Source organism: Devosia nitrariae (genome assembly GCF_030160115.1).
GTDB classification, from domain to species: domain Bacteria; phylum Pseudomonadota; class Alphaproteobacteria; order Rhizobiales; family Devosiaceae; genus Devosia; species Devosia nitrariae.
Genome location: NZ_BSNS01000020.1, coordinates 11,242 through 32,600, shown reverse-complemented (window position 1 = coordinate 32,600; position 21,359 = coordinate 11,242). Strand labels below are relative to the sequence as shown.

Here is a 21,359-nt window from a genome sequence, read left to right as displayed (position 1 = left end):
CTTGTGTCGGGCAACAAAAACACGGCAACCGGCTTGGCCGCTCATGCGCAATGTTGTACCGTTCGGTCCATAACGTTCTATAACAAGGCGCCGAGCCGGCCGCTACCCCGGCAGACCGATCCGGACACAGGGCGCGGTGGGGGAAGAGTGTGGCATCTGACATCGTCTGGACTCCGTCTTCCACCTGGATCGACGCCGCCAACATGACCCGCTTTGCCCAATCGGTCGGTTTAGGCGAAGCGGATTACGACACCCTCCACCGATGGTCCGTTAGCCACCCGGGTGACTTCTGGGGAGCGGTGTGGGACTTCGCCGGCATGATCGGCGAGAAGGGCGAGATTGCTTTCGAGCCGCCGCCCGAGGGGACAATGCTCGGCGCAAAGTGGTTCCCACAGGCGCGGCTGAACTTTGTCGAGAACCTGCTGCGGGGGCCGGACGAGACACTCGCCGTCATCGAGAGCGATGAAACCGGCATTACCCGGCGCATCACCATGGGCCGGTTACGGGACGACGTCGCGCGCATCGCCGATGGACTGCGGGACGTCGGCGTCGGCCCCGGTGACTGCGTTGGCGGCGTACTACCCAACAGGCTCGAGGGCCTCGTCGCGCTTCTGGCCACGGCGAGCGTTGGCGCCGTCTGGTCTTCGTGCTCCCCCGATTTCGGCGCGGCGGCGATTCTCGACCGGCTCGGCCAGATCGCTCCCAAGGTGTTGTTCGCCACGCGGCGCTATCAGTACGGCGGACGCCAGCACGATATCGGCGAACGCCTGCGAGAGGTCGTTGCGGGGATACCGAGCCTCACACGAGTGGTGTTGACCGACGGCGGCATCGGCGACGAAATCGCCGGTGCGTCGCGTTGGGAGGCATTCGGATCACCCAGCTCGCATCTGCGCTTCGAGCGGCTGCCCTTCTCCCAACCTCTCTACGTGCTCTACACCTCCGGGACGACGGGGAAACCGAAAGCGATCGTGCATGGTGCCGGCGGCGTGCTGCTGCAGCACCTCAAGGAGCATCAGCTCCATTGCGACCTCAAGCCCGGCGATGCCATCGGCTGGTACACCAATACCGCCTGGATGATGTACCACTGGCTGATCTCGGGGCTCGCGAGCGGCGCCACTATCGTTCTCACCGACGGCGCTGCGATTCCGAAGACGGATGACGGGTCTGATGCCGGACTGCTCTGGCGGCTCGCCGAATCCGCAGGCCTCACCCATCTCGGGGTCAGCCCCAAATTCATGCACGCCGTCGCCGAAGCGGGGTACCGGCCGCGGGATCGCGTCGATCTCGAAAAGCTGCGCGTGCTGATGAGCGCAGGCGCCCCCGTTGCGCCCGACCAGTACGACTGGACCTACGAGGCCATCAAGGACGACATGATGTTCGCCTCCATCTCGGGCGGCACCGAGATCATCGGGTGCTTCCTCATCGGCTCGCCTACCCTGCCCGTACGCAGGGGCCAATTGACCTGCAAGGCGCTGGGACAGGCGGTGCAGGTTCTGGATACGCGCAACGTGCCGGTCATCGGGCGCAAGGGTGAACTGACCTGCACCGAACCCTTCCCCTCCATGCCGCTGACCTTCTGGGGCGAAGGCGGCGACAAGCGCTACTTCGACACCTATTTCTCGCAACGGCCGGGCATCTGGACGCATGGGGACCTGGCCGAGGAAACCATCAACGGCTCCGGCATCATCTACGGCCGCACCGACACCACGCTGAAACCCGGCGGCGTGCGCATCGGCACGTCCGAGATCTATGCAACGGTCGAGAAATTCCCCGAGATCGCCGATTGCGTGGTGTTCGGGGCGCCGAACGGCAATGATGAGGAGATCGTGCTCTGCCTGCAGCCGCGCGCCGATGCCGGCATCTCACGCGAGCTCGCCGCGCGCATCCGCAAGGCCATTCGTGAAACCGCCTCGCCGCGCCACGTGCCACACCGCATCCACGCCGTTCCCGGTGTTCCCTATACGCTCAACGGCAAGCGCGTGGAGTCCGCGGCGCGCGCAATCATGATCGGTGAAATCGTGAAGAACCTCGACTCGCTCTCCAATCCGGAGGTGCTGGACGTCTATCGCGTTCTTGGCCGGGAAACCGCTCTGTGAGGCGGTCGCTCGGCGCGATAGTCGGGATCGGTGAGCTCGCTCCGAAGCGCAGGACCCACGGCGAGACCACCCTCGGCATGATTGCCGAGGCGGCGCGCCTGGCAGTCGCCGATGCGGGTCTGGAGCCGGCGGCGATCGATGGATTGCTGGTCGGCCCGCAGGTCGGAGAAACACCGCAACACGTGCCGGCAACCGTCTCGGAATATCTGGGGCTGATGCCCAACATGGCCGATGTGGTCGACCTCGGCGGCGCTTCCGGTGCCGGCATGGTCTGGCGAGCGGCCGCGGCCATTTCCGCCGGCATGTGCGAAGCGGTGCTGTGCGTGCTCGCCAATACCCGCGAGGAAACGGCGCCGCGCTCGCCGAACCGCAACCCGATCCGCGAATTCGACGTGCCGTTCGGCGCCTCCGGCGCCAATGCCGCCTACGCCATGATCAAACAGGCCCACATGGCCGAATACGGGTCGCGGGACGAGGATTTCGCCAGGATCGCTTCTGCCGCGCGCGCCAATGCTCAACGCAATCCGCAGGCCATCTTCCACGGCAAACCGGCGAGCGTGGAGGATGTCCTGGCTTCCCCGATGATCGCTTCTCCCCTGCGGCTGCTGGAGATCGTGATGCCGGTTGCCGGTGGAGCGGCAGTGGTCGTCGTTTCGCCTGACCGCGCCCGATCCCTGCCGCGAAGGCCGGTCCATCTGCTCGGCGCGGGCGAAAAGATCACGCACCGTGCCCTGTCGCAGGCGCCGTCGCTCACCTCCGGCCCGCTGAAACCGGCAATGGCGCGTGCGCTGGCCGGTGCCGGGGTGGACAAGGACGACCTCGACCTGCTGTCGCTCTACGACTGCTATACGATCATGGTGGCGACGACGCTCGAGGACCTCGAACTCTGCCCGCCCGGACGGTTCGGCGACTGGCTTGCCGATAGCGACCTCGGTCCCGAGGGCGACACGCCGCTCAATACCCATGGTGGGCAGCTCGGTTTCGGTCAGCCGGATCTCGCCGGTGGCATGACGCATGTGATCGAGGCGGTGCGGCAGCTGCGCGGCAATACGCCCGGCCGCCAAATCCCCGATGCGCAGCTTGCCCTGGTCACGGGAAACGGGGCAACGATGAGCGAGGCGACTGCCCTGGTCTTGGGAGACGAGCCGTGATCTCGCCCGATCTCCTCGCCGATCTCAAGGTGCCAGGCCCAACCGAAACAGCGCTCTCCGGCCCGTTCTGGGAGGCTGCCGAGCGTGGCCAATTGCTGGTGCAGCACTGCAGTGCCTGCAACCGCTCCATCCTCTACCCTCGCCGCATTTGCCCGCATTGCTGGTCGGTCGATCTCTCCTGGCAGGTGGCCAGCGGCCGCGCCACTCTGAGAACCTGGAGCTCGATCGTCCGGCCCGGTCATCCCGCCTGGGAACCAGCCGCGCCCTATACGGTGGCGCTGGCCGAGCTCGATGAAGGGCCGACACTTCTCACGCAACTGCGCGCCGAGCCCCAAGGGTTGTCGGCGGGCCTGCCGCTGCGGGTGGTCTTCATGCGCGTCGGTGGCCGGACCCTGCCGTTCTTCGAGCCGGCCTCATGAACACTGCGAGCGCCGCGTGGCGCACACTGGCGATCCTGGTCGTGGCGGTCATCCTCCCGATGACCACATGGTTTTCGGCGACCGCCGTTCTGCCCCAGCTTACGGAGTATTGGGCGCTCTCGAGCGACATGCGGACCTGGATGACCAACGGCGTGCAGTTGGGATTCGTCGTCGGCGCCCTCTCCCTCAGCCTTGTCAGCCTACCCGATATCGCGCCACTGCGCCTGCTGATGGCCATCGCCGCCGCTTTAGCGGGGGTCGCCAATCTTGGCCTATTGGTCGCGCCCTCGCCGGAGTGGGCAGTCGGGTGCCGCATTCTCACAGGGGTTGCGCTTGCCGGCGTTTATCCGCCGGCCCTCAAGCTCGTCGCCACATGGTTCCAGCGCGGCCGCGGCCTTGCCATGGGCGCGCTGATCGGCGGACTGACCTTCGGGTCCGCGGTTCCCCACCTGCTGCGGGCGCTCTCCCAAGGCGTGAGCTGGAGCTATGTCGTCGTCGGATCGAGCGTGCTCACATTCATCGGCGCGATCATTTTTCTGCTGAGGGCACGAGAGGGGCCCTACCCATTCAGCCGCGCGGTCTTCGATCCGCGCCAGATCGGGCGCGTCCTGCGCAATCGCGGCGTCGCCCTCGCCAATCTCGGCTATTTCGGCCACATGTGGGAACTCTACGCGATGTGGGGCTGGTTCCTTGCCTTCGCAGGCGCGGGCTTTGGCGGCGGCATGCTGTCGGCCTCGCAGCTCTCCCTGCTTGTCTTTGCGGTGATCGCGACGGGCGTCCTCGGTTGCCTTCTGGGCGGAGTCCTCGCCGACCGGATCGGGCGCACGGCAACCACAGCACTGATGATGATCACGTCCGGCGCCTGTGCGCTGCTTATCGGATTGGTTTTCACCGGACCGTTCTGGTTGTTCGTCGTGGTCGCCCTCATCTGGGGAATTTCCGTTATTGGAGACTCAGCGCAGTTTTCGGCGATGACCACCGAGGTTGGGGACTCCGACCTCGTCGGCACCGCCCTCGCCTTCCAGCTTGGTATCGGCTTCGCGCTGACCATGGTCAGCCTCACGCTGGTGCCGATAATCGCCGACGCTGTCGGCTGGCGATGGGCTTTCCTCGTGCTGGTGCCCGGACCGCTCCTGGGCACGGCCGCCATGCTGGTCCTGCGCGTGCTGCCCGAATCCGCACGTATCGCGCAGGGCCGCCGCTAAACCAGAGCAGGCTAGACGGGGTGATCGTGCTCAGCGAGCTTGACGAGGATCGGCATGGCGCGGGCGACCGCCTGCTCATGCTCGGGATGAGCGAGATACCGCTCCATTGCGTCCATGTCGTCGAAATGGGCGATCAGGCAGAACCGGAACGACCCCTCACGCTTTCCCAGATCTTCGGTCAACGACCAGTCGAGGATCTCCGCGATTTTTCCCGGCAGGGCATTCAGACTTGCAATCACCGCCTGCACCTCGGCCTCCGGCGCTTCAGCGGCATAGTCGAACAGCACAACGTGACGAATGGTCATGATGAAGCCTTTACGCCAATGGATTTGAGGTGCTTTTCCCACGGCAGGTCCACGCCTTCGTGCAGGTGCCCCCAGCGGCCGTGCTCGGGCATGACGCCATAATAGTAGACGGCAACCATCTCCTCGGTGACCTTGAGCGAATGGTAGTCGCCGGCTTTGGTCAGCAGCATGTCGCCCGGCCCAAGCTCATACGGCACGCCTTCGCTCATGGCATCGCCGCGCCCCGAGATGATGATCCAGTACTCGTTGCAGTCGTGGAAGTGAGGCTCGACCTCGGCCCCGACCTTGAGCTGGCTGATGCCGTAGTTCTGTGTCTCGCTCCAATCGGGAAAACCCTTCTCTTGGGGTGTCGTCTTAGGCATCGGATTTGCTCTCCGTGTGTTCGAGGCTTGCAAACAGCGCCTCGACGGCGGCTGCGGCAAATCCGGGGTCGTTGATATGCAAGTCCAGCTCCTCGAGGCGAATGCGCGGGTCGAGATGCGTCTTGAGAGCGCGCAGCAGCGACGCATTGGCTTGCGGGTCGAAAAACGGGCCGCCCTCGACGTCGAGCGCAGAAACGCCGCGCAAGGGGAAAAGCATGGTCACGGGACCGACCGCGGCATTGAGCTTTTGCGCGATCCGGCGGCCGATCTCGGCGTTCTCGGCTACATCGGTACGCATCAGCGTCACGTTGGCGTTGTGACGGTGGAAGGTGCGCGTGGCGAAGCGCTCGGGAACCGGCGCCATGAAGAAATTCACCATGTCGAGCGCACCCGGCGCCACGATCTGCGGAATGCCGATGCGACCCGCGGCTTCGAGCCGTGTCGGGCCTGCTGACAACGTGCCGCCAACCACCTCGTCGGCCCACTCGGTGGTGGTCAGATCGAGGACTGCCTCGAACATGCCGTCGGCGATGAGGTCTTCCATGGTGCGGCCGCCGATGCCGGTCGCATGGAAAGGAACGAGGGTAAAACCGGCTTCCTGCAGCAGGCGTTGCGCCTGCGCGATCGCCGCGGTCGTGACCCCGAACTGGCTGGCGGCGACGAGGCGGCTCCGCTGATCGGAACGCGGCTCCTCGAATGCCCGTGCCATCGCGCCCGCCGCTACGGCGGCATTGCGAAGAACGGGTTCGCTGATCGGGTTGACGCCGGCAAAGTCCACCACCGAATTGATCATGGTGACGTCCTTTGTGCCGACATATTCGCGCACGTCGGATGCCGCCACGGTCGAGATCATGATCTTGGGTGCGCCGAACGGCAGCGCACGCATGGCTGCGGTCCCGACGGCGGTGCCGCCGGACCCGCCGATCGAAACGAGGCCACAGATATCACCGGCGGCGTAGGCCCTGGCTGCCCATGTGGCCACACCACTCATCATGACGTCGATGGCCGCCGCGCGATCCCGGTCGCGGCGAAGGTCTTCGAGATCGCCGCCGCCCAGTTCTGCGATCGTCGTGGCCGGAACGTGCGGAGTGAAGCCTGGGGGTCCGGTGCCGAAATCGACGACCACCACCTCGATGCCGTCCTCGGCAACCCGTTCTCGTAGGTAAGCGGCTTCGGGAGCCTTGGTATCGAGCGAAACCACCAGCGCCAGGGCCTTGCGTCCGGGCATGGTCAATTCCGCGTCCGCAACTGCGTGAAGGCATAGGTGTTGGCGCGCAACGGCTCCTCGATGGGTAGCCGCTCCATGCTGGACGCGCCAACAAACCCGTCCACCGCCACCATGCCAAAGAGCGTCCTGGCGTCTTCCGGCCCGGCGATCGGACCGCCATGGGCGACGACGAAGACATCTTCGCGTCGGCTGCGGCTCGCTTCGACAATCGCCCGCACACCGGCCGCAGCCTCTTCAAAGGCCATGGCGTGTTGGGCACCGATTGCACCGCCAACCGTCAGGCCCATATGGGCAACGATCATGTCGACGCCGGCATCGACCATGGTACGCGCCTCGTCAGGCGTGCAGACATAGGCGGTGGTCAGGAGACCGAGGCCGCGCGCCAGCCGGATCATCTCGACTTCCTTGTCGAAACCGAGCCCGCCGGCTTCGAGATCGGCCCGCATGCGTCCGTCGATGACGGCAACGGTCGGATAATTGATGACGCCGGCAAAGCCCGCCTCGACGATCTTGGGCAGGAAATGCGACATGCGTCGCGTCGGGTCGAACCCGCAGACGCCGGCGATGACGTTGGCATCCGGCACAACCGGCATCACTTCACGCTCCCCCATCTCCATGACGATGGCGTTGGCGTCGCCGAACGGCAGATGACCGACCCAGGACGAAAGGCCCTGCATGCGAAAGCGGCCGGAATTGTAGATGAAGATGAGGTCGGCCCCGCCCTTGTGCAGGAACTTGGCCGATATGCCGGTGCCGGCACCGGCGCCGATGATAGCACGACCGTCGCGTCGCTTGACCTCGAGGGCCGCCAATATATCGCTGCGCCGGCTCATCTGCCCTTGCCGAAGAATTCTGCGGCCAGCGCCATGCGCATCGTGCCGAGGTTGTCGCGTCCCGAACTCCAGGGCTCCTTGCCGGTCCGGATCGAGTCAATGAAGTGGGCGAGCGGCAGGTTGAACAGCATGGTATCGCCGTCATAACGCCCCAGCCATTCATGCTCCTCCACCTGGCAGGCATAGAGCCCGTAGCCGTTCTCCAGGGTGTCGAGGAGGATCGTCTTGCGGTCGAACTCGAAACGCCATCGGCCCGGCCAGGGCGTGCGCGGCGCCTTGCTCACCAGGCTGCCGGAATAGGTGAAGGGAAAGGTGCCCCGGGAACCTTCCATCTCGAAGACCGCTTCGATGGCGCCGCCGCCGGCGTATTGGCTGCCGGCCGGCTGCCACTCGCGCGCATAGCCTCCCGTCGCCTCGGCATCGAAGATCGCGCGGCACATGTCGAAATGGTGCACGGCCATTTCCAGACCCATCGCATGCTGCATGCCGTGCTGATAGGGCTTGCCCGGCCAGTCGAGGCAGAATTCGCAAAAGACCGAGGCGATGCTGCCGTAGCGCTCGTCGCGCACGATCTCGCGCAGCAGGCTCGCACCGGGAAAGTACCTGTAATTCTGGCTGACCATCAGCGTCAGTCCTTTGTCCGCAGCCAGGGAAACGAGCTCTTCGGCTTCCTGCAAGGTGACGGTGAAGGGCTTTTCGACGAGAACGTGCAGGCCGCGCTCGAGGGCCGCCTTGACCGCCACGTGATGCGCAATCGAGAAAGCGGTCACCACAGCGGCGTCTATATCCATTTCGAGGGTCGCCTCGAGGTCGGTCGCCAGGGGCAGATGGCCAACTTCCTCGACGATCCACTCGGCCTGACGCTCGCTGCCGATGAGGGGGTCGACGACGGCGCCGAGCTCGGCTCCCTGCTGGTTGGAAATCACCTTCGCCCAGCCGCGGCCGAGACCACCCGCACCGACGAGCGCTACGCGCAGAGGCGCGGCATTGCTTGCTTCAGACACCATTGCTTCCATGTAACTAGCCCTTCAAGCCCGACATCGTCACGCCTTCGATGAAGTAGCGCTGGGTCAGGAAGAAGACGATGAGAACCGGAACGATGATGACGGTCGAAGCGGCCATCAGCAGGTTCCATTGCGACGTGTAGAGCCCGGTGAACTGGGCGAGCCCGAGTGCGAGCGTGTATTTGTCCGAAGAGTTGATGTAGACGAGCGGATCGAGAAAATCGTTCCAGGCATTGAGACCCGACAGGATCGCCACCACCAGCAGGACGGGTCTGCTTACCGGCAGGATGATGTACCAGAAGACCTGGAGCGGATTGGCCCCGTCGATTTCGGCGGCTTCATCCAGTTCCTTCGGCAGGTTCTTGAAGAACTGGCGCAGCAGGAAGATGAAGAAGACGTGGAAGCCGAGCCAGTGCGGCACCACCAGGGGCACGTAGGTATCGATGAACCCGATCCTCGACCACATGAGGAAGGTGGGCAGCAGGGTGATGATGTAGGGCAGCATCAGCGTCGAGAGCAGCACGCCGAAGACGAGATCGCGGCCAGGCCAGTTGAGCCGGGAGAAGCCGTAGGCTGCCAGCGAGCAGCTGACCAGTGTCCCGACCACCGACGGCACCAGGATCAGCATGGTGTTGAGGAAGTACTGGAAGAAGGGAATGACCGTCAGCGCTTCCGGGAAATTCTCGAAGCGGAAGGGCTGGGGAATCCATTCGGGCGGGAAGATGAAGATCTGCCCCATCTCCATGAACGAGGACCGCACCAGCCAGGCGAGCGGCAGCATCATCAACAGGCTGATGGTGATGCACACGAGCAGCGCGAAGCGGCGCTTGCCGACCCCCGGGCTCTTGCGCAGGATCATTTCCTTGAAGCTGGTCTCTTCCATGGCGCTCATCAGTTGTCGCCCCCGTGATAGAAAACCCAGCGGTGCGAGGTCCTGAAGACCAGGATGCTCAGGGCGCAGATCAGCAGGAACAGCGCCCAGGCCAACGCCGAAGCGTATCCCATCTGCTGCTCCTGAAAGGCCTTGCGGTAAATATAGAAGACGATGAACAGCGAACCATTATTGGGGCCGCCTTCGGTCATGATGAACGCCTGCACGAAGGTCTGCAGCGCCGCGACGATGGAAATCAGCAGGTTGAACAGGATGGTCGGGGTCATCATCGGGATGGTGACGTGCCAGAGCTTGTGCCAGGCATTGCCCCCGTCGATTTCGACGGCTTCGTAAAGCTGGTTGGGCACGTCCTGCAGCCCGGCCAGGAAGATGATCATCATCGGTCCCACGCTCCACATGCTCATGAACACGAGCGACGGGATGACCTGGCTTTCCTCGTAGATGAAGCGTTGGCGCGGCAGGCCGATGAGGTCGAGGCCGGCATTGAAGAGGCCAAAGTCCGGATTGAACATCCACAGCCAGAGGATGGAGCTGGCGATGATCGGAATGATCGAAGGCAGGTAGAAGAGCGTGCGGAACAGCCCGAGCGCCGGGATCTTGTTATTGAGCAGCATGGCGAGCGCGAAAGCGAAGGCCATGCTGACGGGTACCGAGAACAGGGAATAATAGGCGGTCACCCACAAGGATTTCCAGAACAGTGGATCGGCAGTGAGCATACGGGCATAGTTGTCGAAGCCGATGAAGCTCGGGGCGCGGGCGACGTTCCAGTCCGTGAGCGAGATCACGAAACTGGCAACGATCGGGACGATCTTGAGCAGGACGAACCCGCCGACCGCCAGCGAAACAAAGCCCAGGCCCCAATAGAGCTCGCGCCGCTGGCGCTTGCTGAGCCTGGATTTTGCCGTGGCGGAGCGGTCCAGGGACCGCTCCGCCAGCGCCGTACTGGAAGATATGTGCGTCATGCTGTCGGGAGCCTTCACCACCGGCCCTGCATCAGCGACGCCGCGTTGGCGACGGCCTCGTCCATGGCTTCCTGCGCCGACACCGTGCCGTCGAGCATCTTGGTGATCGCCGGATTGACCGCGTCGTTGAAAATCTGCCCGATATTGCGCAGCTGATAAGGCGGCACCTGCTCGCCGGTATGGTTGAGGCTGTAGTCGACGATCGCATCCAGGGCCTCGGGCGGATATTCACCCTCGGGCGAGGTCACCCATTTGTCGAGCCCTTCCTGCGTGGTGAAATAGGTCAGCTCGAGCGGTGCCCAGAGGCCGGATTTGAACAGACCCACCTCCTCGGGATTGGAGACGTACTGATAGAATTCAAATGCCTCGTCGGGATGCTCGGTCTGGGCGAAGATCACCTTGGGCGTTGAGATCAGGGGCGTATAGGGCGTGTCGAAGACCGGCAGAACACCGATGCCCCAATTCATGCGCGTATCGTTGAAATCGGTAACGCGCCACATGCCGTCCATGCTCATGGCGACCTTACGCGACTGCATGAGGATATCGGCCGCCGGCAGGGTTCCGGTCTGTGTCGGCGTCGGCGTCACGTGGTGCGTGTAGATAAGGTCCTGGTAAGCCTGCAACGCTTCGACGGCTTCCGGCGAATTGAGGGTCAGCTCGGTACCTTCTTCATTGGCGAAGTCGCCGCCGTTCGAAACCACGAACGGGTACCAACCCGCCCACCATGCGGGCATGGCGACGCCGAAGACGTCGATGTTGTTGGGGTCGAACTCGGGATCGGCGGCGGTGTTGCCGCTGCGGTCCTTGGTCAGGAGCCTGGCGTTTTCGACAAACTCGTCCCACGTCCAGGCGTCCTCCGCCTTGGCGGGCGGGTACTCGACCCCGGCGGCGTCGAACACGTCCTTGTTGTAGTAGATGAGCATGACACCGGTGGCGAGGCCCGTTCCCATCAGCGTGTCGCCGACCCGGTAGATCGAGTTCTTGAGGTATATGTCCTCAGGGGTGTCGCCGAGATAGGGACTGAGGTCGAGCAAGCGCCCCTCGGCTGCCCAGGCGAAAGCCTGGTTTTCACTGAGATAGGCAACGTCGGGTGCGGTATTCGAGGCCAGCATCGAGGTGATCTTCTCGACATAGCCGGTATTGGGAATGTGCTGGCCGGTGACCGTGATGCAGGGATGGCTTTCGTTGAAAGTCCTGATCGCGGTTTCCATATCGTTCTTTTCCGAAGCCGACCCCCAGAAGGTGAAGGTCAGATCGACCTGCTCGGCGCAATCCTGGGCCATGGCGCCGCCCGTTCCGGCAGCAGCCAGCCCTGCAGCAATGACCCCTGCTTTCAGAACAGCTTGATATCTGGACATCTCAAAACTTCCTCCCTTGAAAAGAACCGAACTCAGCCAGTTGCTTTGGTTGCCCGCGAACGCGTCACGCAGGCAATGTTTGTACCGATCGGTCAGTACATATGGTTAGAAGTGACCTCCGCCTTTGTCAATTGGCTTTGCCCTCCGCCCCCTGGCGGGTCGCGGGGGCGTCTGCGAGATCGAGCGGAACGGTATAAGTCGTGGCGGTGCCGGTGAGACAGACGTCGCCGGCGGCGTTGCGGACGGTCGTCTTCAACGAGACGATGGGCTTGTCCGCGCGTACGCTCGTCACCTCGACGCGCCCAGTGATCTCCTCACCGATTCCGACTGCCTTGGAGAATTTCCACTCGACGCCGAGGAAAACCGTTCCGGGGCCGGGCAGGTCTTCGGCGACAATGGCGTTGAGGATTCCCGAGGTCACGCCACCCTGTACGATCAATTTGCCGAAGACGGTGCGTTCGGCGAGGTCTCGATCGTAGTGCAGCGGATTGCGGTCGCCGGTCATCTGCGTGAACGCCTCGACATCCTCAATCGAAACGGTGCGCGACCGCTCGGCGCTGTCGCCGATAGCGGGCATGCCCTTGATGGTACCAATCCAACCGCCGGCCTGGTCTTGGCTGGTCATGAGACCTCCGCCCCTGCGGATTGTACCGATTGCCCGGTATAGCTGCGCTGTGCTAGGCAACCGGAAACGCAACCGCACATTCCAGGTCGGAATATGCAAACCATTGATTTAACGAACAATCCTGGCCTCCCTTGACAGTTCCTGGTCCAAACGACACGGAACTTGTGCCGTAATGACCGATCGGTACAATGGGAGGTATCGGAGGCGCGGTCAACCATATCGTCAAGATTGGAACATCGACCAGGACAGGCGGAGCGGGTTGCCTCGGGTGGCAGGACAGATGATGGACGGGAGCCGATGACTGTACAAACCAAGGACCCAAAGGGAGCTTCGGGCGAACGCAAGATCTCGCCGACGCGCCTCAAGGTGCTGCAGGTTGCAGCGGGCCTTTTTGCCGATCGTGGCTTTTCGGGCGTGGGCGTCAACGAGATCGGTGAGGCAACCGGGCTAGGACGGGGCGCGCTCTACTATCACATCTCGAGCAAGGAAGACCTGCTTTACGACATCACCACCGCCTACATGTCCAATCTCATCACCGACGCTCGAGCGATCGCCGCATCCGAGCCCGATGCGGTCACGCGCCTGCAAAAACTCAGCCGGGCCCTGATGATGACGATTTCAGAGCACCTGTCGGAAATGACCGTCTGCTTTCGCGAGCTTCACGCGCTGACCGCAGAGCGCAGGAAGGCCGTTACGGGCCTCCACTCCGACTACCAGGCGATCTGGAGCGAAACGCTGGCTGCCGGCGTAGCCCAAGGCGTATTCAGGCCCGTCCCCAGTGTCGTGCTCAAGGGGCTGCTCGGCATGTATTTCTATAGCTTTCTGTGGCTGGATCCGCGCGGCCCGCAGAATGCGGTCGAGATCGGCGATGCATTCGCCGAGGTCGTGATCAAGGCGGTGCGCGCCTCTTGAATACCCCACGAGACCTCTGGCGAGTTGACAGTCGGCGAGCCCCTCGATAGCTATACAGACCGATCGGTACAAGCACACGCAATGGCTGCGACCGTTCGCTCAGGGAGGGATCAGATGGCCAGCGTCGCCATAAACCGCGCCAACAAGTTCTATGGCGGCTTTCACGCCCTGAAGGGGGTTTCAGTCGACATCGCGGACGGCGAGTTCGTCGTCCTTGTCGGCCCGTCCGGTTGCGGAAAGTCAACGCTGCTGCGCATGGTCGCCGGACTTGAAGACATCACCGAGGGTGAAATCGAGATCGGCGACAGGGTCGTCAATGATCTTGCCCCCAAGGAACGCGATATTGCGATGGTCTTCCAGAACTATGCGCTCTATCCGCATATGACCGTGGCGCAGAACATGGCGTTCTCGCTGCGCCTGAAAGGCGTCGCCAAGGCCGACATCGACGCCAAGGTCCGGCGCGCGGCGGACATTCTCGGTCTCGAGGATCTGCTGAACCGGCAGCCGCGGCAGCTTTCGGGCGGCCAGCGTCAGCGGGTGGCCATGGGGCGCGCGATCGTGCGCGACCCATCGGTCTTTCTCTTCGATGAACCGCTCTCCAATCTCGATGCCAAGTTGCGCGTGCAGATGCGTGCCGAGATCAAGGAACTGCATCAGCGGTTGGGCACGACGACCATCTACGTGACCCACGACCAGATCGAGGCCATGACCATGGCCGACAAGATTGTGGTCATGCGCGATGGCATCATCGAGCAGATGGGCTCGCCGCTCGAGCTCTACGACCGGCCGGCCAATCTGTTCGTCGCCGGCTTCATCGGCAGTCCCTCGATGAACTTCCTCGAGGGAGAAACTACCGATCAGGGTTTCCGCCTGCGCGACGGCACGCTGCTTCCTCTCCCGCATCCTGTTGCAGGCGCCGTGACCTACGGCATTCGGCCTGAGCACCTGGAGATCGACGACAACGGGCTGCCGCTCGAGATCTCGGTGATCGAGCCGACGGGCTCCGAGACGCAGGTGCTGGGTCGCATCGGCGAGCAATCGGTCAACTGCGTGTTCCGCGAGCGGATCTCGGAAAAACCTGGCGCCAGCATCAGGGTCAGGCCGAATGCATCTGTGGTGCACCTCTTCGATCAGTCCGGCATGCGGGTCAACTAGGGGACCAGAACTACCGGCAGGCGGAGATCCTGTATGTTGGCCGCTCGCAAGGGGAACCTCGCTGATCCCCCGCGGCGCTCCTTATTCCCAAGCGAATTTTCACGCATCGCCCCTCCCCCGGGCGACCGGGCAAGCGCGCGGTCGCCCCCCTTCGTCCTGTCAATGAACGTTCACATATCTCTGGCTGGCGGGATCTGGCGGCGTTGTCGACTGGCCCTCCTGCGGTCCGCCGCCCTTGCCTCGCCCGAATGCAATTCCTTTGGCTTCGACGCCGAAGCCGGCCAGAAGCGCGACGGCCACGGCGACGATCGCAACCACCACTGCGAGTGCCAGGGCATAGTTGTTGCCATAGTGTTCGGCGAGGCCGGCCTGCAGGGTGACGTTCGCGGAGGCGAGCAGGTTGCCGAGCTGATAAGTGAAACCCGGGAAGGTGCCGCGGATTTCATCGGGTGAAAGCTCATTGAGGTGGGCGGGGATGATGCCCCAGGCGCCCTGCACCGCGAACTGCATCAGGAAAGCGCCAATCGCCAGGAGCACGGGTCCCGACGAATAGACCCATAAAGGGATGACGGGCAGTGCCAACAGGGCAGCGATCACGATACCCCGCCGTCGGCCGATCCTTTCCGACAACAGTCCGAAGGTGATGCCGCCAAGGATGGCGCCGATATTGTAGACGACGGCGATGGTTCCAACGGCGGTCGTCGACAGGTTCTGCTGCACTTCAAGGAAGGTCGGGTAAAGGTCCTGGGTGTCGTGGCTGAAGAAATTGAAGGCCGTCATCAGCAGCACAGCATAAACGAAGAGCCCCGCGTGCTCCCGGATCGTGGTCCATGTCCTGCCCCGCTCCGCCTTCTCCCGGCGGGCCAGGAAGACGGGGGATTCCTCGATCGTCGAGCGAATATAGAGCACGACGAGCGCCGGAAGCGCGCCCAGCATGAACATGCCGCGCCAGCCGACATAAGGGAAAAGCAGGAAGAAGACGAGCGAGGCGACCAGATAGCCCGCAGGATATCCAGCCTGCAGGAGGCCGGAGACGAGGCCGCGCATTTTCGGTGGAATGGTCTCCATGGTCAGCGAGGCCCCCACTCCCCACTCACCGCCCATGGCGATACCATAAAGCGCTCGCAGCACGATGAGCATGGTCAGCGACGGCGCGAACCCGGACGCGAATTCAAGCACCGAGTAAAGGAGGATGTTGGCCATCAATGTCGGCCGTCGTCCGAACCGATCGGCCACATAACCGAAGATCAGCGCGCCGACGGGGCGCATTGCCAGCGTGAGAGTGATGGCGATCGTCACACTCGCAACGTCGGTGCCGAAGTCGGTCGCCACGTATTTCAGGACAAAGACCAGTATGAAGAAGTCGAAGGCGTCGAGCGTCCAGCCAAGGAAGCTCGCGACGACGGCGTTGCGCTGCTGCTTGGTGAGCAATCGCAGATCGGATAGGGCAGACACGGCTTTCTCTCCTCTTGGCGGAACGGCGCGCTTTCCGGCGAGCATGGCTCGTCCGGTCCGCGCCACAGGCCGCCTTTCAAGAAGTGGGCCACAAGCTGCCGCAGCGCCGAGGATTGCTCGGCAGTTTGCCTAGAACCTTGTTCCTATTGGCAGATTCGGCTCCAAGGATCCGTCTGACGGGGCTTCCAATGCCGGCTCGGTGCGACGGCCCCGACCAAGGCGGTGGATTTCAACCGCCGTTTTGGTGGATGTTGTTATCGGCTGGATCAAAATCGTGTAGAGCCGTTGCACATAGGAGACCCCGCCTGGAATGGGTGAAGACCTGCTGATCATCGAGGACGATCCCATGCTCGGTATCGACCTCAAGCGCCAATTCGAACGCGGAGGCCGCAGAACCAGGCTGGTGCGCAGCCTCGGCGAGGCGGAACCATTCGTCACGGGACCCGGCCATGAGGGGCTAGTCGTCCTTTCGGATCTGCACCTGCCGGACGGCAACGCGCTCGATCTCCTGGAGCGGGCGCGAGCGGAAGGCGACACGCGGGAATGGATCTTCCTTACCGGTTTCGGCGAGGCGCCCGACGCCGAGCGCGCCAAGCGGCTGGGCGCATTCGATTTCCTGACCAAGCCCATGGATCGCGACCGGCTCGACCGCATTCTGAGCGCGGCCTATCGCGGAGCCCGCGCGCAGCGGCGGCTTGCCGACGAGACGTCGCAGCAGCAGGGCCGCTACAGCCCCGCCGCCTTCATCGGTCGCAGCAAGGCCGCGGCCCAAGTGCGGGACACGCTTTCGCGGCTAGCTCAGGCGCCATTAAGCGGCATCGTGATCGTCGGCGAGACCGGCACGGGAAAAGGCCTTGCCGCGCGTATCCTGCATCACAGCGGTCCGCGCACCGGCGGCCCGCTCATCGAGGTGAACTGCGCGGCACTGCCGCGTGAGCTCCTCGAGTCAGAGCTCTTCGGCCACGAGGCCGGCGCCTTCACGGGCGCCAAGGGCAGCCATCGCGGGCTGATGGAGCAGGCGCATGAAGGCGCGCTTTTCCTCGATGAGATCGGCGAGCTTCACATCGACCTGCAGGCCAAGCTGCTGAAGGCACTGGAGGACAAGGCCATCCGCCGGGTGGGCGGCGAGCGGTCGATCCCGGTCGACCTGCAGATCATCGCCGCCACCAACCGTAATCTGCGCGACCTGGTGGCGGAGAAGGGCTTCCGCGAAGACCTCTACCACCGGCTCGGTGTCTTCCAGCTCGAGCTGCCGCCGCTACGCGCCCGCAAGGACGATCTGGACGAACTCATCGCGGAGCTGATCCGCGAATTCAACGTCGTCTCCGGAAAACGCGTGCGGCGGGTGCCGGAGGCCGCCCGTAAGCTCCTTGCCGCCTATGACTGGCCGGGCAATGTGCGCGAGTTGCGCAACGTCATGGAGCGTTCGGTCCTGCTGTCGTCGGGCGAAGAGCTGCCGACCGAGTGGCTGCAGATCAGGCAGGACAATACCACCGCGATGGCTGAATCCGGCGACATCCTCCGCCTGCCCCTCGATGGGTCGGTGAGCCTCGACGACATGGAGAAGCGGATCATCGAAGCGGCGCTTCGACGAGACGGCAACAATGTCATGGCCGCCGCGCGGCGGCTCGGCATGACACGCGAGACCCTGCGGTATCGCATGGCGCGGCACGGTCTACGACGCACGACGACCGGTTGATTTCGCCCACCGGCGCGGTGGATAGTTTCCAGTCCGCGCCGACAAGCGCGAAGATTTTCTCGACTTTCCTGTGCAGTGCCAAGGACTTGATGGCTTTGGCCCACACCTTGCTCAGACGCGAGCAGCAGCCGGACGTTGGCTGCTGCCAGCCTGCACGGAGACGTTGATGTTCTGGTCTATCACGATCATGGCGACGCATCGAATTGCCCACAGCAAGTTGCGATCCCTCAACGCCACCTCTGCGCAGGTTTGAAGGCCGCCTAGCGTCAGGCCTTCGGAGCCCAGGCCCCGCGTGTGCCCTCGTGCGCGCGGGGCCTGGTGCGAGCCCGATTGCCTCACGTGGCCTTCAATCCAACCACTAAGGACTACATCACGGAGTAAAACCTATGCATCGTCGTCATCTGCTCCAGGCGTTCATTGCGCTCGGGGCATGCCCGATCTGCGCGCAGGCGGCCCAGGCGGCAACGGCCCACTGGAGCTATGAGGGCCATGAAGGCCCAGAGCACTGGGCCGATCTGGACCCGAATAACTTCGCCTGCTCCACCGGCACCCAACAATCCCCGATCGACATTGCGTCCGCGGTCAAGGCCGATATTCCCAACATCACGATCGGCTGGCGCAAGGGCGGCGGGACGATGGTCAACAATGGCCACACCATCCAGATCAATATGCCGGAAGGCAGCACGCTGACGCGCGGCGAGCGCACCTATGAGTTGTTGCAGTTCCACTTCCATGCCCCTAGCGAGCATCGGGTGAACGGGCAGCAATTCCCGATGGAGGCGCATTTCGTCCACAAGGACACGAGCAGCGATGCGCTGGGTGTCCTGGGCGTGTTTTTCACCCCTGGCCGTGCCAATGAGAGCTTCGCGGGCCTGGCTGCCGCGTTTCCGGCCGAGGCGGGTGAGGAAGTGGCGGTCGACGACATGGATCCCAATGGCATCCTGCCGGCCTCGCTCGCCTATTGGACCTATGAGGGGTCGCTGACGACGCCTCCTTGCACCGAGAACGTCGACTGGATGCTGGCGACCGAGCCCGTCCAGGTGGACGAAGCCGACATCGAGCGCTACACGGCGCTCTACTCCATGAACGCGCGGCCGATCCGTCCACGTAACCGGCGCTTCATCCTGAGCCTGGACTGAAGCGGAGAGTTGCAGCCACACGTTTCGCACATTGGGTTCCGCCAGCCAAAGTTTGGCTGGCGGGGCCGCCGTAGTGCGCCAACTCCCGGCACCGCCGCTTCTCCTTTGGCCGATCGGCCAGCACCCGGCGTCATTTGAACCTGGCCGAGCGGCAAAGCACCTCGCGCCTCAACCCGTCGTGCCGTCGCAGCCACGTTATGCGTGGGGGACGGCAATCGACGCGGGCACGCCTGCCCCGGTCGAGGTGGAGCCCGCCTCGTCTGGGGTCCGCTCGACAACAAAGTCCCGCCCTTCCCAGCTGTCCCGGCGAGGATAGTAGAAGGTGAACGCGATCGACTCGCAGCCGGCGAGAGTTTCGGCGGTCAAGGCAACGGCGTGCAACCCGAAGCAGGTTTCGCGGGACGCCTGATCGACCGTCTGCCGCCAACCGTCCAGGCTGTAGTGCAGCACGAAGGGCTCGGCGGCCTCGAAATGCAGATGCCGGCCGGCGGGCATCTGCATAAAGGGACTGCTTTTGCGCCAGTGCCATTGACGCGCCTCTGGCGGATGGCCCCGATAGCGCCGTTCCACCTCGTCGAGCAGCTCGGCCGGCCGTCCGGTTGCCTGTGTTGCGAGGAGCTTCAGAAATTCGGCATGGGCCCAGACGAGCGGCATGGCGCTCCCCGACGGCTTGCCGGGCTCCAGGCCGAGCCTGGGGATGGCATCGGTGTCCCAGACCTGTTCGGGCATGAGCCCGCCCTGCCCGCTCATATGCACCATGGCTTCGAGATAAGGGTCAACCTGTTGCCCCGCAGCCGCGGCGTAGTGGCCGCGCTCACCGGTCAGCAGCGGCCAGAGACGACCGATGCCGGTGCCGTCGAATGCCGAACCATCGGCATGCTCTCCGTACCCGTCGCCGTTGTAGCGGTGAAACGACGGTCCGCTCGGCGTTTCGACACGTAACATCTCGTCCACGACCCGAACGGTATTGAGAATCCGGTGGTCGTTCGGCGAACGCAACCCCGTCCTCACCAGGTAAAGGAAGTCCATCCCCACCAGGTCGGTCGCGGCAATCGCGCCTTGCGCGACGTTGCGCACAGTCACGGCACCTCGTATGCCACCGTCGGCGGGTTTCGGCGACAATCTCACATAGTAGCCGTCGACGCCGGTTGCGGCACAAAGTGTTCCGCCGGGGCAGTATGTCCAATCCTCGATCCGCTCATTCCAGCAGTCGGCGAGGGACAATATGTATGTGCGCTCATCCTCCTCGAAAAAATCGGCCGCGGCGACCAGAGCACAGACGGTGACAGCGAGGGTGAAGGGACTTGCCCCTGCATTCTCCTCCCACCGGTCCTGATCGGACATAGGGCCATTGCGCACGATGAAGCCGGCGGCTTTGCGCACCATCTCTTCGACGGGGGCGGAGTTGGTCAGGCGACCCAGGGCCTTCAGCTTGGCCATCAGAATGATGGGCAAGGCCACCTCATCCAGTTGCCGCCCGCTCCAGTATCCGGTGCCGTCAGGGAAATAGTTCTGCGCCCAGCTTCCGTCTTCCGCCTGGGTTCCGATCAGATAGGCGAGCGTTCGCGCCGCATCATCCACCTGGCCGACGGCGATCATGGCCAGGGCGGCTTCAACCGTGTCGCGGGTCCAGACCAGGTGATAGCCGCCGGGATCGTCGTGGCTGCTGCCCCACGGAACGCTCAAGCTGGCGACAACGGCCCCGGCAAACGTGCGGTCCTCGTGGATCTTGATGACGGAGGCGGAAATGCCGGCGGCGCGGTGCAGCTCCGGCGACAGGTAAGGCAGGGTCAGGGTTTCCCCCCAGCTTTCCCACTGGCCTATGAAAATGGAGCGCACGTCGTCGTAGTCGTCGGCGAGACTGGAGCGCGCCAGCGTACGGGCGCCCGCGACAGTCTTGGCAAAGCCGAGGGCAAGGGTCCCGCTGCCCGCCGCCAGTTCACCCGTCAGCGCGACATTGCCGTCGGCCGCCCTCGGATAGGTCCAGGTCATGGCGCCGTTCGTGTCGAAGTCCTGCCAGCCGTCCGAGACGCCCACATACCCGGCACTGGTACATGAAAGGCCGCTGTTGTTGCGCAGGCAGAGCGCAGTTTCCCCCTGCCGCGCCCAGAGGTCTTCGCCGGCGAAGGCGCTGTTGATGGGTTCACCGTTGAGGTGAGGTGCGAGCAACGTGTAGAGCTTGAAGCCTTCGCCATCGAGCTTGTAGCGGATCAGCAGCACGTCCCGAAGCGGGTGAGCCAGAAACTCCAGTTCGAGCCTGTATCCGTCACCTTGATGCACGACGCTTGGGAGTGGCACGAACGCCTCCGGCGTCGATATCCGGTAGTGCTGCACGCGCTTGACCTCGTGCCAACCGGCCTTTCCGGCGACGACGAACCCCAGATCTCTTATCTGTGGACGTCCGGTGGAGGGCCAGTAGACCTCGTTGAGGATGCCGTGGCCCAGAGTCGCCCAGAGCCGGCTACCGCCCAGTGCGGTGGTCACCATGTCCTTTGCACTTGAAGCCCAGGTCGGCCGGATGCCCGGGGCGCCTGGCGCATCGAAATCTTCGCTGCTCAT

General features: G+C 63.8%; 19 protein-coding genes. 8 read left to right on the top strand and 11 right to left on the bottom strand.

Annotated elements, in window-relative coordinates; all coding sequences use genetic code 11:
* The first annotated feature begins 149 nt into the window (after nt 1-149).
* Genes QQK18_RS17365 through QQK18_RS17350 form a run of 4 tightly spaced genes read left to right on the top strand, consistent with a single transcriptional unit; the run spans nt 150 to nt 4,871 of the window.
* On the top strand, nt 150-2,096 hold the full coding sequence (locus tag QQK18_RS17365) for an acetoacetate--CoA ligase (RefSeq protein WP_284341631.1): 1,947 nt from the start codon (nt 150-152) through the stop codon (nt 2,094-2,096).
* Entirely contained in the window at nt 2,093-3,247 is a 1,155-nt protein-coding gene (locus tag QQK18_RS17360) for a thiolase family protein (RefSeq protein WP_284341630.1), read from the top strand. The genes QQK18_RS17365 and QQK18_RS17360 overlap by 4 nt, the downstream gene beginning before the upstream one ends.
* Nucleotides 3,244-3,666 (top strand): Zn-ribbon domain-containing OB-fold protein, encoded by a 423-nt coding sequence (locus tag QQK18_RS17355; protein WP_284341629.1) that lies wholly within the window; start codon nt 3,244-3,246, stop codon nt 3,664-3,666. The genes QQK18_RS17360 and QQK18_RS17355 overlap by 4 nt, the downstream gene beginning before the upstream one ends.
* On the top strand, nt 3,663-4,871 hold the full coding sequence (locus QQK18_RS17350; protein ID WP_284341628.1) for an MFS transporter: 1,209 nt from the start codon (nt 3,663-3,665) through the stop codon (nt 4,869-4,871). The genes QQK18_RS17355 and QQK18_RS17350 overlap by 4 nt, the downstream gene beginning before the upstream one ends.
* Nucleotides 4,872-4,882: 11 nt before the next feature.
* Here QQK18_RS17350 and QQK18_RS17345 read toward each other — a convergent pair whose 3' ends face one another.
* From QQK18_RS17345 to QQK18_RS17305, 9 genes are all read right to left on the bottom strand, one after another.
* On the bottom strand, nt 4,883-5,176 hold the full coding sequence (locus QQK18_RS17345) for a Dabb family protein (protein ID WP_284341627.1): 294 nt from the start codon (nt 5,174-5,176) through the stop codon (nt 4,883-4,885).
* The gene (locus QQK18_RS17340) at nt 5,173-5,538 is read right to left on the bottom strand and encodes a cupin domain-containing protein (protein ID WP_284341626.1); all 366 of its coding nucleotides are present in this window, start codon (nt 5,536-5,538) and stop codon (nt 5,173-5,175) included. The genes QQK18_RS17345 and QQK18_RS17340 overlap by 4 nt, the downstream gene beginning before the upstream one ends.
* On the bottom strand, nt 5,531-6,766 hold the full coding sequence (locus tag QQK18_RS17335; protein WP_284341625.1) for a Tm-1-like ATP-binding domain-containing protein: 1,236 nt from the start codon (nt 6,764-6,766) through the stop codon (nt 5,531-5,533). Before QQK18_RS17335 ends, QQK18_RS17340 begins: the two co-directional genes overlap by 8 nt.
* A 2-nt stretch (nt 6,767-6,768) precedes the next feature.
* Nucleotides 6,769-7,599, bottom strand: a complete 831-nt coding sequence (locus tag QQK18_RS17330; protein WP_284341624.1) for a phosphoenolpyruvate hydrolase family protein — start codon at nt 7,597-7,599, stop codon at nt 6,769-6,771.
* A complete protein-coding gene (locus QQK18_RS17325; protein WP_284341623.1) occupies nt 7,596-8,603 on the bottom strand; it encodes a Gfo/Idh/MocA family protein in 1,008 nt (335 codons plus the stop codon). The genes QQK18_RS17330 and QQK18_RS17325 overlap by 4 nt, the downstream gene beginning before the upstream one ends.
* Before the next feature lie 16 nt (nt 8,604-8,619).
* Complete coding sequence (locus tag QQK18_RS17320; protein WP_284341622.1) at nt 8,620-9,495, bottom strand: carbohydrate ABC transporter permease; 876 nt, start codon at nt 9,493-9,495, stop codon at nt 8,620-8,622.
* Nucleotides 9,495-10,457, bottom strand: a complete 963-nt coding sequence (locus QQK18_RS17315) for a carbohydrate ABC transporter permease (protein ID WP_284341621.1) — start codon at nt 10,455-10,457, stop codon at nt 9,495-9,497. Before QQK18_RS17315 ends, QQK18_RS17320 begins: the two co-directional genes overlap by 1 nt.
* Nucleotides 10,458-10,471: 14 nt before the next feature.
* A complete protein-coding gene (locus QQK18_RS17310; protein WP_284341620.1) occupies nt 10,472-11,815 on the bottom strand; it encodes an ABC transporter substrate-binding protein in 1,344 nt (447 codons plus the stop codon).
* Between the two features lie 127 nt (nt 11,816-11,942).
* A complete protein-coding gene (locus QQK18_RS17305; RefSeq protein WP_284341619.1) occupies nt 11,943-12,440 on the bottom strand; it encodes a MaoC family dehydratase in 498 nt (165 codons plus the stop codon).
* A 297-nt stretch (nt 12,441-12,737) separates the two neighbouring features.
* Here QQK18_RS17305 and QQK18_RS17300 point away from each other — a divergent pair, with 297 nt between their 5' ends.
* Nucleotides 12,738-13,352, top strand: coding sequence for a TetR/AcrR family transcriptional regulator (locus tag QQK18_RS17300; protein ID WP_284341618.1), 615 nt, complete (start codon nt 12,738-12,740; stop codon nt 13,350-13,352).
* Nucleotides 13,353-13,466: 114 nt separating this feature from the next.
* On the top strand, nt 13,467-14,507 hold the full coding sequence (locus QQK18_RS17295; protein ID WP_284341617.1) for an ABC transporter ATP-binding protein: 1,041 nt from the start codon (nt 13,467-13,469) through the stop codon (nt 14,505-14,507).
* Between the two features lie 159 nt (nt 14,508-14,666).
* On the opposite strand, the gene QQK18_RS17290 is transcribed toward QQK18_RS17295, so the two are convergent.
* The gene (locus QQK18_RS17290) at nt 14,667-15,962 is read right to left on the bottom strand and encodes an MFS transporter (RefSeq protein WP_284341616.1); all 1,296 of its coding nucleotides are present in this window, start codon (nt 15,960-15,962) and stop codon (nt 14,667-14,669) included.
* Nucleotides 15,963-16,272: 310 nt separating this feature from the next.
* Between QQK18_RS17290 and QQK18_RS17285 the strand changes: the two genes are divergently transcribed.
* Together QQK18_RS17285 and QQK18_RS17280 are read left to right on the top strand one after the other, a co-directional pair.
* Nucleotides 16,273-17,661: a sigma-54-dependent transcriptional regulator gene (locus QQK18_RS17285; RefSeq protein ID WP_284341615.1), complete on the top strand. Its 1,389-nt coding sequence runs from the start codon at nt 16,273-16,275 to the stop codon at nt 17,659-17,661.
* Nucleotides 17,662-18,047: 386 nt separating this feature from the next.
* Nucleotides 18,048-18,800, top strand: a complete 753-nt coding sequence (locus QQK18_RS17280; RefSeq protein ID WP_284341614.1) for a carbonic anhydrase — start codon at nt 18,048-18,050, stop codon at nt 18,798-18,800.
* Between the two features lie 195 nt (nt 18,801-18,995).
* Here QQK18_RS17280 and QQK18_RS17275 read toward each other — a convergent pair whose 3' ends face one another.
* Complete coding sequence (locus tag QQK18_RS17275; RefSeq protein ID WP_284341613.1) at nt 18,996-21,359, bottom strand: glycoside hydrolase family 15 protein; 2,364 nt, start codon at nt 21,357-21,359, stop codon at nt 18,996-18,998.